Genomic DNA, 13,153 nt, shown 5'->3' with positions numbered 1-13,153 from the left:
GTCAGTTGTTGTCTGGGTCCGGGCGGCCACCCTTCTTGTGGTGCCGACCCATTCCATCCCGTGCATTGGCGAACTCCTGCTCGGACAGAGATCCGTTTCCATCCACATCAAGGCGGTCAAACATCTTGTCAGCCCGGCGCGGTTTCGGCAACTCGTCCGCAGTCAGAAAGCCGTCTTTGTCGGCATCATGACGCTCGAACATGTCGGAAACGCGGTCGTTTGCCTTCTTCTGGGCCTCGGCCTGCATTTCTTCGACGCTGATCTTTCCGTCACCGTCGGTATCGGCCGAGGTGAACTTCTGCAGGCGATGGGCCTCCATCTCGGCCTTGGTCACCTGGCCGTCCCCGTTGGCATCCAGCTCCTGAAAGCTCACCGGTTCACGGTCGCGAGGTCCTTTGGCCAGCGCAGCCGTCCCGGTGACGGCAACTGCAGAAAGAATGATGGCCGAGATAAATTTTGCGCTCTTCATTGCTCGTTTCCTTTGTTGTCGCGGCCCTGTGCCGCTGCTTACATTCATTCAAACGCAGCCCGGCAAAGTTTCCGTCGCTGTCCGTAGATTTTTTCCGGCATTGAAACCTGCATTTCCGGTCAATATTTTCGATAGGGTCGGTGCAAAGCGACGCACCCCCCTTTTCTGCGGGATGAAACAAGCGCAATATCCCCGAAATCCGAGCGCGAGTATCAAGATGACAGATCAAACCATCGACACCCTCCCTCAGGAGGAACGCCCCACGTGGCCCGCCATCGTGAAAGGGTTCCGGTGCAAATGCCCCAACTGCGGCAAAGGCAAGCTGTTGCATAGCTACCTGAAGGTGAATGATACCTGCGCAAACTGCGGTCAGGAATTGTTTCACCACAGGGCAGATGACGGGCCGGCCTACTTGACCATTCTGCTGGTCGGACATCTTCTGGCTCCGGCGCTGCATGTCACTTACGTCGGCCTGCGCCCGTCTCCGTGGGCCATGGCAATCGGCTTTTCGATCGCGTGCGTTGCGCTGTCGCTGTTCCTTCTGCCCAGACTCAAAGGAGCGGTCGTCGGCGTTCAATGGGCCCGGAAGATGCACGGGTTCGACGACAGCAAGTGATCCGTTAATGCAGCTGAGCCTCTCATGACCGTGGACAAATCCGCAATTCGCGACGCCGCGACGATCATCGTTTTGCGCGACCGTTTTCGAACCCCGTCGATCCTGATGGGCCAACGTGGTGCCGCGGCGGCCTTCATGCCGAACAAGTTCGTGTTTCCGGGAGGTGCCGTGGATGCCGAAGACGCGCTAGTTCCGCTGGCCACTCCGGTACCCGAGATTTGCCGGCAACGGCTGAGCGATCAGGCCCCTGCCGGGCTGCATGTGCCACTGGCGGCGGCGGCAATTCGCGAGTTGTGGGAGGAGACCGGGCTTATCCTCGGTGCCCGGGATACCTGGCCGGGTCCGGTTCCACATGCCTGGACCGGCTTCGCGGAAAGAGGCTACATTCCGTCGGCTGAAGCGCTGCAGTTCGTGTTCCGCGCGGTTACCCCGCCCGGACGCCCACGACGGTTCGACGCCCGTTTTTTTCTTTTGGACGCAGATGCCATCGACGGTGATCTGGACGACTTCAGCCAGGCTTCGGATGAGCTGTCACATCTACAGTGGATTCCGTTGGAACAGGCGCGGGAGTTCGACTTGCCGTTCATCACCGAGGTTGTTCTGTCGGAAGTCGAGGCGCGCGTATCAGATACAACGCCCCCCGACTCTGTGCCGTTCTTTCTGAACAACGAAGAAGCCAGCCTGTTCCAGCGCCTCAAGGGCCACGCGATGCCCGAAGCAGACTGAGCCACCTTATTTCATTCGGCTTACCACAACTGTGACTTCGGGCTTTTTGCCGATTTCGATCTGCGAACTTTGGCGAACGATGCGACGCATGGCTTCTTCCAGCTTGTCATCGTCCCGCAGCGTTTTGACATCAGCCCGCATCAGGAACTGGTTCAGGTCCTCTTCCAGCACCTCGATCAATCCGGCCCGCGACACGCCGGTTTCCGGCAGGCCCATGCTATCGCACCAAGGCTCGCCCAGTGGCTCGTCGTCTTCGTCCAGGATTACAGTTACGGTCACGTGCCCGTTCAGAGCCATGCGGATACGGTCCCGCACCACACCGTCCAGCGCGCCAATCTTGACGGAACCGTCCAGGTAGGTCCGGCCGGTCTCGACATAATCCACGACCTCGGGCGCGTTCCCCGACAGATCCAGCATCGTGCCATTGACCGCCAGGACACCGGCACGACCTGCGGCCTCGGCCAGCTTGGCGTGTTCCCGCAGATGCCTGTGTTCACCGTGCATTGGAACGACGATCTGAGGATCGACCAAGGCATGCATCTGCTCAAGATCAGGGCGGTTGGCGTGGCCGGAAACGTGGTACAAGCCAGCGCTGTCATCGACCACGTCGACGCCTTTTTCGCTCAGTTGGTTCATGATGCGGATCACACCGCGTTCATTCCCCGGAATGGTCTTCGAGGAGAACAGGAACAGGTCGCCATCCTTCAGCTCGATCCCCCGGTATTTGCCGCGCGCCAACTGCGCGCTGGCCGCGCGGCGCTCACCCTGGCTGCCGGTGACGATCAGCATCAGGTTCTGGCGGGGCAGATCCAAGGCTTCCTCAGCGCTGATCACGCGGGGAAAATCAGACAGGATACCGGTCTCGGTCGCAGCCTCGATCATACGGCGCATGGCCCGGCCCAACAGAACCACCGACCGACCCGCCCGATGCCCAGCCTCGGCCAGCGTTTTGACCCGCGCGACATTCGACGCAAAGGTCGTTGCAACCACCATACCGGTCGCGTCCTCGACCAATTGGGTGATGGCCGGCCCAACCTCCGACTCCGAGCGACCGGGATGCGAGGAAAACACGTTGGTGCTGTCACAAACCAACGCCTTGACCCCGGGCTTGGCCACTTCGGCCCAAAGATCGGGATCAAACGGTTCGCCCACAACCGGATTGGTGTCCAGTTTGAAATCACCGGTATGCACGACACGGCCAGCCGGCGTGTCGATCACCAGCGCCGCACTCTCGGGGATCGAATGCGAAACGGGCAGGAACCCGACCGTAAACGGACCAGCCTTGATCTGCTCGGGCCAGGCGGAAACGGTGCGCACGGCTTCGGGCGGATGTCCGGCATCTTCCATTTTGCGGCGCGCGATATTTGCGGTGAAGGCACGCGCGTAGACCGGCGCGCCAAGGGCCTCATGGCAATGGGCCACGGCACCGACGTGATCCTCGTGCGCATGGGTGACGAAGATCGCCTCAAGCCGATCCGCACGTTCCTTCAACCAAGAAATGTCGGCGTAGATCAGATCGACGCCCGGCGTTGTATCCATGTCGGGAAAGGTCACGCCCAGATCGACCAGGATCAGGCGTTCCTGACCGGGTTTGCCATAGCCGTAGACATAGGCGTTCATACCGATTTCGCCCGCGCCGCCGAGCGGCAAGTAGATCAGTCTTTCGCTGCTCATGCCGAGCCAGTATCCTTGTTGTAGCGATGGATCACGGTAAGCCCGTGCATCGTCAGATCGTCTTCAATTGCATCAAAGCCCACATCGGCCTGATCGAACAGCGGTGCAAGACCACCTGTTCCTATGACCTTCATGGGCATTCCGTATTCCGCCTTGATCCTGTCGATCAAACCTTCGATGAGGCCGGAATACCCCCAATACACACCTGACTGGATACATCCAACCGTGTTTGTGCCGATGACTTTCTCGGGACGCGTCACGTCGATATGCGGCAGAGCTGCAGCGCCCTGGTGCAATGCCTCGAGACTGAGGTTCACGCCGGGGGCGATTACCCCCCCGACATAGGCGCCATCGGCAGCGACCACATCGAAATTCGTGGCAGTTCCGAAATCCACCACCACGACATTCCCGCCGTGCCGATCAAATGCACCGGCCGCATTCGCCAGACGGTCAGGACCGGGAATCGTCCCTTCATCAACGCGCGGCGCCACCGGCAACTCGCAATCGGGCTTGCCCACCACCAGCGGCCGGCATCCAAAGAACCGGTCGGCAAATACGCGCAGGTTGAACACCACCCGCGGCACGGTCGAGGCGATGATGACGTCGGTGATGTCAGCTTCGATCCCGTAGTGTTTCACCAAGGTCGAGTACCAGGTGAAGTAAGCGTCGGCCGTGCGGGCATGGTGGGTCGAGGTGCGCAGCGTACACAGGAATTTCTCGCCATCCCAGATCGAGAAAACGGTGTTCGTGTTGCCGCAGTCAATGGCCAGAAGCATATGCGCCCCTTTCAGAAATAAACGTCTGCCGCCGGAATGCTGACGCGGCCCTTGGCGGTGTTTAGGACAAGGTTGCCGCCCGCGTCCACCGTTTCAAAGGTCCCGACGGTTTCCGAAGCACCTGTGCGCGCGGTAATCACCTCGCCCAGCTTCGCGGCCCGGTCCAGCCACGCTTTGCGGATCGGTTCAAACCCGTAGGTAACAAACTGCAGTTCGAGCTTTGCGTAGGCATCGGCGAGCTCAGTCAGAAAATCCTCGGCGGACACCTGAGCCCCGGTTTCCGACAACAACGAAACGGGCCGCAGAGCTCCCTGCTCAACTGTCTCAGGATCAGGCGCGTCTGCGAGGTTCACCCCGATGCCGATCGCAAGGTGGGATACGTCGCGCCCCTGCCCCGTGCTTTCCAACAGGATGCCGGCCAGTTTCCCGCCGTTCAACAACACGTCATTCGGCCATTTCAATGCGAACCCCTGTGCGCGACCGGTGACCGAAACACAGGCATCAAAAAGCGCCAGCGCGGCAACAAAGCTGCGAAGGGCTGCCTGCTCTGGATTGCCCTCGGGCCGCAGCAACAAGGTTGCTGCCAAGTTGCCCTGGGGGTTGGACCACGCCCGGCCGCGCCTGCCACGCGCGGCGGTTTGATGATGCGCCATGATCCAGACCGGACCTGTTGCAGTGGGTGCGATCCGCGCGGCCTCATTCAGGGTGCTGTCAACTTCCTGCAGGATATGCAGACCGTATCCTTGGGGCCAGGTGCTCATGCCAAAAAGGCCCGGCCTGATGGCCGAGCCCCTTTCCAGATTTTGTTGAAACGGTCAGTTGACAAGCGTCGTCGCCGCGGCTGCCGCTGCGCCCTCGATCCCGAACTGGTAGACCACACCGATCAACATCAATGCGGCCGACCCCATCAGAGCAACCCACAATACCGGGGTCGAGCGGGTTTCGATCGGATCTTCGTTTTCGTCGCCGAAATACATGTAGAAGACGATCCGCAGGTAGTAGAAGGCACCGATCACCGAGGCGATTGCCGATGCAATAACCAACCCAATCAGGTCAGCTTGCACACCGGCCTGCCAGACGCCGAACTTGGCGAAGAACCCCAGCATTGGCGGTACGCCGGCAAGGCTGAACATCAGGATCAGCACGGCCAGCGCCTTGCCCGGGTCCCGCTTGGAATACTGGCGCAGGGCGTCGATGTCTGTCACCGGCTTGCCGTCGCGCTCCATCATCAGGATGAAGGCGAAGGTGCCGATATTCATGGTCACATAGATCGCCAGATACATCAGCATCGCTTTGACACCCAATTCGGTGCCCGCGGCCAGACCGATCAGCGCGTACCCCATATGTGCAATTGACGAATAGGCCATCAGCCGTTTGATGTCGCGCTGCCCGATGGCAGCCACGGCCCCCAGCAACATCGACAGGACCGAAAGCAGCACGATCACCTGCTGCCAGTCCGCGATGGCACCGCCGAACGCATCATGCAGAACGCGCGCGAACAAGGCCATCGCTGCAACTTTGGGTGCGGTTGCAAAGAAAGCCGTCACCGGGGTGGGCGAGCCCTCGTAAACGTCCGGTGTCCACATGTGGAACGGAACCGCCGAGATCTTGAATGCCAGACCCGAGATCAGCAGAACAAGGCCGAACAGAAGGCCAACGGAGACATCTCCGTGGTGCACCGTGTTGATGATACCCGAGAACAGCGTCGTGCCGGTGAACCCATAGACCAGAGATGCGCCGAACAGCAGCAATCCCGAACTGAGCGCACCCAGAACGAAATACTTCAGCCCTGCCTCGGTCGATTTGGCGCTGTCACGGCGCAGGGCCGCCACGACATACAGAGACAGCGACTGCAGCTCGAGACCCATATAGAGCGACATCAGATCGCCGGCGCTGACCATCATCATCATGCCGACCGCTGCCAAAGCCACCAGCAATGGATACTCGAAACGCAGCAGGTTCCGGCGCGCCATATATTCCTGGCTCATGACCAAAACCGCTGCGGCAGATAGCAGGATTGCGACCTTAGCAAATCGGGCGAACCCGTCGTCGATGAACATGCCGTTGAAGGCCACGTTGGTCCCCGAGCCGTTCGACGCGATCCAGAACGACAGCGCCGCCATCAGTCCGGCCGTCGTCCAGACCAGAACCGGAGCCAGCGCATCCTTGCTGGTGTAGACAGCTCCGATCAGCGCCGCCATCGCATAGATCGCCAGAATGATTTCCGGCAGAATTACAGTGAGATCAGCCTGGATCATGTCTCCAAAGCTCCCTTAGTGCGAAGCGACCTGGGTCGCGGCCTCGGCCGCGGCCAGAGCCGTGTCATAGTTCGAAATCAGCGCAGCGGTCGAATTGCCGATCACGTCGGTGACCAGCGACGGATAAACGCCCAGCAGGATGGTCATGACGATCAGCGGCGCAAAGATCAGGCGTTCGCGTGTGCTCATGTCGGTGATCGACTTGAGGCTTTCCTTGATCAGGTCGCCAAAGACCACGCGGCGATACAGCCACAGCGCGTAAGCCGCCGAGAAGATCACACCGCTGGCCGCCACTGCGGTCACCCAGGTGTTGACCTGGAAGGTGCCCATCAGCGTCAGGAATTCGCCGATGAACCCGCTGGTGCCCGGCAGACCCACATTGGCCATGGTGAACAGCATGAACACCAACGCATAGGCCGGCATCCGGATCACCAGGCCGCCATAGGCCTCGATGTCGCGGGTGTGCATCCGGTCGTAGATCACGCCAACACAAAGGAACAGCGCGGCCGAGATGAACCCGTGGCTGAGCATCTGGAAAATCGCCCCGTCGATGCCCTGCTGGTTGGCGGCAAAGATGCCCATGGTCACAAAACCCATATGCGCGACCGAAGAATAGGCGATCAGCTTTTTCATGTCCTCCTGCACCAGCGCCACCAACGAGGTATAGACCACGGCGATTGCCGACAGCCACAGCACCAGATCGGTCATCACGGCCGACCCGACAGGGAACATGGGCAAGCTGAAACGCAGGAAACCATAGCCACCCATCTTCAGCAGAATTGCCGCCAGCACGACCGAGCCCGCCGTCGGTGCCTGAACGTGCGCGTCTGGCAACCAGGTGTGCACGGGCCACATCGGCATCTTCACCGCGAAGGACGCAAAGAACGCGAGGAACATCAGCGTCTGCATACCGCCGACAATGTGGACACCCAGCACGCTGAAGCTCTCGGACGAGAACTGGTGCGTCATGAGCGCGGCAATGTCCGTTGTGCCTGCATCCGCATACATCGCCACCATCGCCACCAGCATCAGAACCGAGCCGAGGAAGGTGTAGAGGAAGAACTTGAAGCTGGCGTAGATCCGGTCCTTGCCGCCCCAGATCCCGATGATCAGGAACATCGGGATCAGCCCGGCTTCGAAGAACAGGTAGAACAGCACCAGATCCAGCGCCATGAACACGCCGAGCATCAGCGTTTCCAGAAGCAGGAAGGCGATCATGTATTCCTTGACCCGGTCGGTCACGTTCCAGCTGGCCAAGATGGTCAGCGGCATGATGAAGGTGGTCAGCAGCACGAACAGAACGCTGATGCCATCCACGCCCATCTTGTACTTCAGGCCCAGCAGCCACTGACCCTCTTCCACCATCTGGAAGCCGGTGTTCGATGGGTCGAACTCAGTATAGATTCCGATCGAAACAAGGAAGGTCACTGTGGTCGCAACCAGCGCGATCCACTTGGCATTGCGCTGTGCGGCCACATCGTTCCCATGCAGGAACAGCGCCATCAGACCGGCGGAAATGGCCGGAATGAACGTTACAATGGATAGGATATTGTCCATCAGTTTGCGCCTCCGCCGATCGACATCCAGGTGACCAGGGCGGCGATCCCCAGAACCATCCAGAAGGCGTAAGTGAAGATGTAGCCCGTCTGCGCCTTGCCTGCGAGGCGGGTGAAGAAGGGAACGACGCCCATTGCTACTCCGTTCAGGAAACCGTCGATCGTCTTGCCGTCACCGCCCTTCCACAGGAACCGGCCAAGGGCCACAGTCGGTTTGACAAGGATCGCGTCGTAGATTTCGTCAAAGTACCACTTGTTCTTGAGGAACAGGTACAGCGGACGCTGGTTCTCGGCCAGGCGGCCCGGCAGCGCCGGGTTCACGATGTAGAACAGGTAGGCCAGTCCAAAGCCCAGAACCATTGCGATGAACGGCGAGACCTTGACCCATTTCGGCGCCGCATGCGCGTCGTCCAGAACATGGTTGTCCGGCGCGATGTACAGCGCACCCTCGCCCGGTTTGCCGACAAAGGCATAGTGGTGATCTCCGCCCTTCGCCTTGTCATCATGCGCAGCCTCGTCGCCATGGGATTCGGTGGCATGCGTGTCGTCGCCATGTTCATCGGCCTTGGCATGGTCACCGGCGTCGGCATGCGCCTCGGCAACCGGAATGCCATAGAACTTGCCCACCTGATCGGCGTGACCGAAGAAGTTGTTGTACCAGATCATACCCGCGAACACGGCGCCCAGCGACAGAACACCCAGCGGCACCAGCATGACCATCGGGCTTTCATGCGCGTGCTCATGCGTGTGCTTGTCGCCCCGCTCCTCGCCATAGAAGGTCAGGAAGATCAAGCGCCAGCTGTAGAACGAGGTCATCGCGGCCGCGATCACCAGCGCCCAGAACCCGAAGGCCGATCCGCCGGCATAGGCGCTTTCGATGATGGCATCCTTGGACAAGAAGCCAGCAAAGCCGATCGTGGTCAGCGGGATGCCGACACCGGTGATGGCCAGGGTACCGATCATCATCGCCCAGAAGGTATAGGGGATCTTCTTGCGCAGGTTGCCATAGTTCATCATGTCCTGTTCGTGGTGCATGGCGTGGATCACCGAACCCGCCCCCAGGAACAAGAGCGCCTTGAAGAAGGCATGCGTGAACAGGTGGAACATCGCCGCCGAATACATGCCCACGCCTGCGGCCACGAACATGTAGCCCAGCTGCGAGCAGGTCGAATAGGCGATCACGCGTTTGATGTCCGTCTGCACCAAGCCCACGGTCGCGGCAAAGAAAGCGGTGGCAGCCCCCACAACGGTGACGAACCCGGTTGCTCCAGGCGCAAACTCCATCAGCGGCGACATACGGCAAACCAGGAACACACCGGCCGTCACCATGGTGGCTGCGTGGATCAGCGCCGACACGGGCGTCGGGCCCTCCATCGCGTCCGGCAACCAGGTGTGCAGGATCAACTGCGCCGACTTGCCCATCGCACCGATGAACAGTAGCACGCAGATGACCTCGATCGCGGTCCATTCGCCCCACAGGAAGGTCAGTTGCGTTTCTGCCAGCTGGGGTGCAGCGGCAAAGATATCCGAGAAGTTGATGCTGTCGGTCAGGAAGAACAGCGCAAATATCCCAAGCGCGAAGCCGAAGTCGCCCACACGGTTGACGATGAACGCTTTCATCGCCGCCGCATTGGCCGAGGGTTTGCGATAGTAAAAACCGATCAGCAGGTACGACGCGACGCCCACGCCTTCCCAGCCGAAGAACATCTGTACGAGGTTGTCGGCCGTCACCAGCATCAGCATGGCGAAGGTGAAGAAGGACAGATATGCAAAGAAGCGCGGCTTGTAGCTTTCGCCCTCGCGCCACTGCGGGTCGTGATCCATGTAGCCGAACGAATAAAGGTGCACGAGCGCCGAAACCGTGGTGACGACGATCAGCATTATGGCGGTCAGCCGGTCCAGACGAATGGCCCACGAGGTCGACAGCGAGCCGCTCTCGATCCAGCGCATGATCTCGATCTGCTGGGTCTGTCCGTCAAAGCTGAAGAAGACGATCCAGGACAGCAGACAGGCCAGGAACAGCAGGCCCGTGGCCGTCCACAGCGCGGCCTTTTCGCCGATGAACTTCCAGCCAAAGCCGCAGATCAGCGCGCCCACGAGCGGGGCAAAGAGGATTGTGGTTTCCATGATCCCTTACCCCTTCATCATGTTGACGTCTTCAACCGCGATGGTGCCGCGGTTGCGGAAGAAGCAGACCAGAATGGCCAGCCCGATCGCAGCCTCGGCCGCGGCCACGGTCAGCACGAACAGCGTAAACACCTGCCCGACCAGATCGCCGAGAAAGCTGGAAAACGCCACGAGGTTGATGTTCACCGCCAACAGCATCAGTTCGATGCTCATCAGCAGGATGATGACGTTCTTGCGGTTCAGGAAGAGACCGAAGATGCCGATGACGAACAGAGTCGCCGCGACGGTAAGATAGTGTTCAAGTCCGATCATCGTCTCAAAGTCCCTGCCCCGGTTTCACATCCTTCAGCTCCATCGCCTTGGCCGGGTCACGCATCATCTGGCCGACGATGTCCTGACGCTTGATGTCCTTGCGGTGGCGCAGCGTCAGCACGATGGCGCCGATCATGGCCACCAGCAGGATCAGACCCGCCAGTTGGAACAGAAGGAAGTATTGATCGTAAAGGATGACACCCAGCGCCTCGGTGTTGTGGCGGTCGGCAGGGATCGGCTGGGCCAGGTTGGCCGCCGCGCCTTGCGCACTGTCCCAAGCGCCAAAGGCCATGACGAACTGCATCAGGATGACCAGACCGATCAGCAGGGCCAAAGGCATGTAGCGCGCCATCTCGGCCTTGAGCTCGGCAAAGTCCACGTCCAGCATCATCACCACGAACAGGAACAGCACCGCCACCGCGCCGACATAGACGATGATCAGCAGCATGGCGACGAATTCCGCCCCCAGCAGCACGAACAGTCCCGCCGACGAAAGGAAGGCCAGGATCAGCCACAGCACCGAATGCACCGGCTGCCGGCTGATCACGGTGAACAGCCCGCCGGTGATGGCGCTGATGGCAAAGAGGTAAAAGGCAAATACGCTCATTGGTCATCTTCCTCGTTTTCGCCCATGGCCTCCTGCGCCAGTTCCAGCGCCCGGGTCATGGCCGGGATGCCGGCAAAGACCGACATCTGACCGATCGTTTCCACGATCTCTTGTTTCTTGGCCCCTGCCTCGATGGCATGGCGTACCGTCTGGCGCAGGGCCGTGTCGGCCTGTGCGCCCTGACAGGTCAGCCCGGCCAGCGTCAGCAACAGGCGGGTCTTGGCATCCAGTCCGCCCGGATTGACGGTGTTGCCGAACATCATCTCCATGACCTCTTTGGGCATGGTCGGCCACAGCGCCTCGAAGCCGCGCATCGCGTCGACGGGCGAATAGCTCTCCAGCGCCGGGTTGAACGCCTTGGCCATGTCATGCGCCTGTCTGAGCATCTGCTCGAATGGGTTTTTCGTCGGATCGCTCATCGGTAGGGCGCGTCCAGTTCCAGATTGCGGGCGATCTCGGCTTCCCAGCGTTCACCGTTGTCCAGCAGCTTCTGCTTGTCATAGAACAGCTCTTCGCGGGTTTCCGTGGCGAATTCGAAATTAGGTCCTTCGACGATGGCATCGACCGGGCAGGCCTCTTGGCAGAAGCCGCAGTAGATGCACTTGGTCATGTCGATGTCATATCGCGTGGTACGGCGGCTGCCGTCCTGGCGCGGTTCGGCGTCGATTGTGATGGCCTGCGCGGGGCACACAGCCTCGCACAATTTGCAGGCGATGCAGCGCTCCTCGCCGTTTGGATAACGGCGCAGGGCGTGTTCACCGCGGAACCGGGGCGACAGCGGACCCTTTTCGTGCGGGTAATTCACGGTTGCCTTGGGCGCGAAGAAGTACTTCAGCCCCAGCTTCATGCCGACCCAGAAATCCTGCAGAAGGAAGTATTTGGCCGCGCGGGTATAGTCGATATTTGCCATTGTCAGCCTCCTACGCTCCAACGGGCGAATGCACCCCAGAACCAGTCGAATTTCGCCGCAAAGGCCACGAACACCACCCACACCAGGCTGAACGGCAGGAACACTTTCCAGCCCAGCCGCATCAGCTGGTCATAGCGGTAGCGGGGCGTGATTGCCTTGACCATCGCGAAGAGGAAGAAGAAGAACGCCATCTTGGCGACCATCCACAGCACACCATCGGGCAGGCCGGGGATCGGCGACAGCCAGCCACCGAAGAACAACAGCGTGGTCAGCGCGCACATCAGGAATATGGCGATGTATTCGCCCGCCATGAACAGCAGGAAGGGCGTTGCCGAGTATTCGACTTGATAACCGGCGACCAGTTCCGATTCCGCTTCGGGCAGGTCGAACGGCGGGCGGTTGGTCTCGGCCAGGGCCGAGATGAAGAACAGGAAGACCATCGGGAAATGCGGCAGCCAGTACCAGCTGAAGAACCCGAACGAGCCATCCTGCGCCCGCACGATGTCACCAAAATTCATCGACCCGGTCGAAATGATCACCCCGATGATGATCAGGCCGATCGAAACCTCATAAGAAATCATCTGCGCGGCCGAGCGCAACGAGCCCAGGAACGGGTATTTCGAGTTCGATGCCCATCCGCCCATGATCACGCCGTACACCTCTAGCGAGGACACTGCGAACACATAGAGGATAGCCACGTTGATGTCGGACAGGACCCAGCCGTCATTGAACGGAATGACTGCCCAGGCGATCATGGCCAGGACGAAGGACGTCAGCGGCGCCAGAATGAACACAGTCCGGTCCGCGCCGGCAGGGATCACCACCTCTTTGACGACGTATTTCAGCGCGTCCGCCACCGATTGCAGCAGGCCGTAAACGCCAACCACGTTGGGACCGCGACGCATCTGGACCGCGGCCCAGATCTTGCGGTCGCCATAGACCAGAAACAACAGCGAGATCATCACGAAGGCCACGACGGCCAGCACCTGCGCCAATATGATCAGGGCTATTCCGCCTGGGGTGTCAAAGAATTCAGCCATTGGTCCTCACACCGTGGGTATTCCGTTTTCCGCTGCCATCGCGAGGCCCGACCGGCCGGTCGGAGACTCGCGTCGCCTGCGA

14 protein-coding genes are annotated in these 13,153 nt (G+C 60.3%); 2 read left to right on the top strand and 12 right to left on the bottom strand.

Annotation, left to right across the window (positions count from 1 at the left end; all coding sequences use genetic code 11):
* Position 1 precedes the first annotated feature (1 nt).
* Positions 2 to 469, bottom strand: a complete 468-nt coding sequence (locus ACR0EF_RS02840; RefSeq protein ID WP_170371480.1) for an EF-hand domain-containing protein — start codon at positions 467 to 469, stop codon at positions 2 to 4.
* Between the two features lie 217 nt (positions 470 to 686).
* Here ACR0EF_RS02840 and ACR0EF_RS02835 point away from each other — a divergent pair, with 217 nt between their 5' ends.
* Together ACR0EF_RS02835 and ACR0EF_RS02830 are read left to right on the top strand one after the other, a co-directional pair.
* A complete protein-coding gene (locus ACR0EF_RS02835; protein ID WP_170369286.1) occupies positions 687 to 1,085 on the top strand; it encodes a DUF983 domain-containing protein in 399 nt (132 codons plus the stop codon).
* A 24-nt stretch (positions 1,086 to 1,109) separates the two neighbouring features.
* Positions 1,110 to 1,811: an NUDIX hydrolase gene (locus ACR0EF_RS02830; protein ID WP_093964924.1), complete on the top strand. Its 702-nt coding sequence runs from the start codon at positions 1,110 to 1,112 to the stop codon at positions 1,809 to 1,811.
* A 6-nt stretch (positions 1,812 to 1,817) separates the two neighbouring features.
* On the opposite strand, the gene ACR0EF_RS02825 is transcribed toward ACR0EF_RS02830, so the two are convergent.
* Genes ACR0EF_RS02825 through nuoH form a run of 11 tightly spaced genes read right to left on the bottom strand, consistent with a single transcriptional unit; the run spans position 1,818 to position 13,071 of the window.
* Positions 1,818 to 3,485 carry a ribonuclease J gene (locus tag ACR0EF_RS02825; protein ID WP_170371482.1) on the bottom strand — a complete coding sequence of 556 codons (1,668 nt, stop codon included), beginning with the start codon at positions 3,483 to 3,485 and terminating at the stop codon, positions 1,818 to 1,820.
* Positions 3,482 to 4,261 (bottom strand): type III pantothenate kinase, encoded by a 780-nt coding sequence (locus tag ACR0EF_RS02820; RefSeq protein WP_093964922.1) that lies wholly within the window; start codon positions 4,259 to 4,261, stop codon positions 3,482 to 3,484. The genes ACR0EF_RS02825 and ACR0EF_RS02820 overlap by 4 nt, the downstream gene beginning before the upstream one ends.
* 11 nt (positions 4,262 to 4,272) lie before the next feature.
* The gene (locus ACR0EF_RS02815; protein ID WP_170369290.1) at positions 4,273 to 5,022 is read right to left on the bottom strand and encodes a biotin--[acetyl-CoA-carboxylase] ligase; all 750 of its coding nucleotides are present in this window, start codon (positions 5,020 to 5,022) and stop codon (positions 4,273 to 4,275) included.
* Between the two features lie 54 nt (positions 5,023 to 5,076).
* A complete protein-coding gene (nuoN, locus tag ACR0EF_RS02810; RefSeq protein WP_093964920.1) occupies positions 5,077 to 6,519 on the bottom strand; it encodes an NADH-quinone oxidoreductase subunit NuoN in 1,443 nt (480 codons plus the stop codon).
* A 15-nt stretch (positions 6,520 to 6,534) separates the two neighbouring features.
* Positions 6,535 to 8,076: an NADH-quinone oxidoreductase subunit M gene (locus tag ACR0EF_RS02805; RefSeq protein ID WP_170340407.1), complete on the bottom strand. Its 1,542-nt coding sequence runs from the start codon at positions 8,074 to 8,076 to the stop codon at positions 6,535 to 6,537.
* Positions 8,076 to 10,202: an NADH-quinone oxidoreductase subunit L gene (gene nuoL, locus ACR0EF_RS02800; protein ID WP_170371484.1), complete on the bottom strand. Its 2,127-nt coding sequence runs from the start codon at positions 10,200 to 10,202 to the stop codon at positions 8,076 to 8,078. The genes ACR0EF_RS02805 and nuoL overlap by 1 nt, the downstream gene beginning before the upstream one ends.
* 6 nt (positions 10,203 to 10,208) lie before the next feature.
* The gene (gene nuoK, locus ACR0EF_RS02795) at positions 10,209 to 10,514 is read right to left on the bottom strand and encodes an NADH-quinone oxidoreductase subunit NuoK (protein ID WP_005984024.1); all 306 of its coding nucleotides are present in this window, start codon (positions 10,512 to 10,514) and stop codon (positions 10,209 to 10,211) included.
* Between the two features lie 4 nt (positions 10,515 to 10,518).
* Positions 10,519 to 11,121, bottom strand: a complete 603-nt coding sequence (locus tag ACR0EF_RS02790; protein WP_170340404.1) for an NADH-quinone oxidoreductase subunit J — start codon at positions 11,119 to 11,121, stop codon at positions 10,519 to 10,521.
* Positions 11,118 to 11,540: a carboxymuconolactone decarboxylase family protein gene (locus ACR0EF_RS02785; RefSeq protein WP_170341019.1), complete on the bottom strand. Its 423-nt coding sequence runs from the start codon at positions 11,538 to 11,540 to the stop codon at positions 11,118 to 11,120. Before ACR0EF_RS02785 ends, ACR0EF_RS02790 begins: the two co-directional genes overlap by 4 nt.
* A complete protein-coding gene (gene nuoI, locus ACR0EF_RS02780; RefSeq protein ID WP_170341017.1) occupies positions 11,537 to 12,031 on the bottom strand; it encodes an NADH-quinone oxidoreductase subunit NuoI in 495 nt (164 codons plus the stop codon). Before nuoI ends, ACR0EF_RS02785 begins: the two co-directional genes overlap by 4 nt.
* Positions 12,032 to 12,033: 2 nt before the next feature.
* On the bottom strand, positions 12,034 to 13,071 hold the full coding sequence (gene nuoH, locus ACR0EF_RS02775) for an NADH-quinone oxidoreductase subunit NuoH (protein WP_170340401.1): 1,038 nt from the start codon (positions 13,069 to 13,071) through the stop codon (positions 12,034 to 12,036).
* Between the last annotated feature and the right edge of the window lie 82 nt (positions 13,072 to 13,153).

The sequence above is a fragment of the Ruegeria sp. CG8 genome (assembly GCF_056537165.1).
Note: the sequence above shows the minus strand (reverse complement) of the source record. Positions and strands in the feature narration are given on the sequence as shown.

Coding starts and splice junctions, on each gene's coding strand:
- ACR0EF_RS02835 (WP_170369286.1), top strand. CDS start 687: ATGACAGATCAAACCATCGACACCCTCCCTCAGGAGGAACGCCCCACG.
- ACR0EF_RS02820 (WP_093964922.1), bottom strand. CDS start 4,261: ATGCTTCTGGCCATTGACTGCGGCAACACGAACACCGTTTTCTCGATC.
- ACR0EF_RS02790 (WP_170340404.1), bottom strand. CDS start 11,121: ATGAGCGTATTTGCCTTTTACCTCTTTGCCATCAGCGCCATCACCGGC.
- nuoK (WP_005984024.1), bottom strand. CDS start 10,514: ATGATCGGACTTGAACACTATCTTACCGTCGCGGCGACTCTGTTCGTC.
- ACR0EF_RS02840 (WP_170371480.1), bottom strand. CDS start 469: ATGAAGAGCGCAAAATTTATCTCGGCCATCATTCTTTCTGCAGTTGCC.
- ACR0EF_RS02830 (WP_093964924.1), top strand. CDS start 1,110: ATGACCGTGGACAAATCCGCAATTCGCGACGCCGCGACGATCATCGTT.
- ACR0EF_RS02815 (WP_170369290.1), bottom strand. CDS start 5,022: ATGAGCACCTGGCCCCAAGGATACGGTCTGCATATCCTGCAGGAAGTT.
- nuoN (WP_093964920.1), bottom strand. CDS start 6,519: ATGATCCAGGCTGATCTCACTGTAATTCTGCCGGAAATCATTCTGGCG.
- nuoH (WP_170340401.1), bottom strand. CDS start 13,071: ATGGCTGAATTCTTTGACACCCCAGGCGGAATAGCCCTGATCATATTG.
- ACR0EF_RS02785 (WP_170341019.1), bottom strand. CDS start 11,540: ATGAGCGATCCGACGAAAAACCCATTCGAGCAGATGCTCAGACAGGCG.
- nuoL (WP_170371484.1), bottom strand. CDS start 10,202: ATGGAAACCACAATCCTCTTTGCCCCGCTCGTGGGCGCGCTGATCTGC.
- ACR0EF_RS02825 (WP_170371482.1), bottom strand. CDS start 3,485: ATGAGCAGCGAAAGACTGATCTACTTGCCGCTCGGCGGCGCGGGCGAA.
- ACR0EF_RS02805 (WP_170340407.1), bottom strand. CDS start 8,076: ATGGACAATATCCTATCCATTGTAACGTTCATTCCGGCCATTTCCGCC.
- nuoI (WP_170341017.1), bottom strand. CDS start 12,031: ATGGCAAATATCGACTATACCCGCGCGGCCAAATACTTCCTTCTGCAG.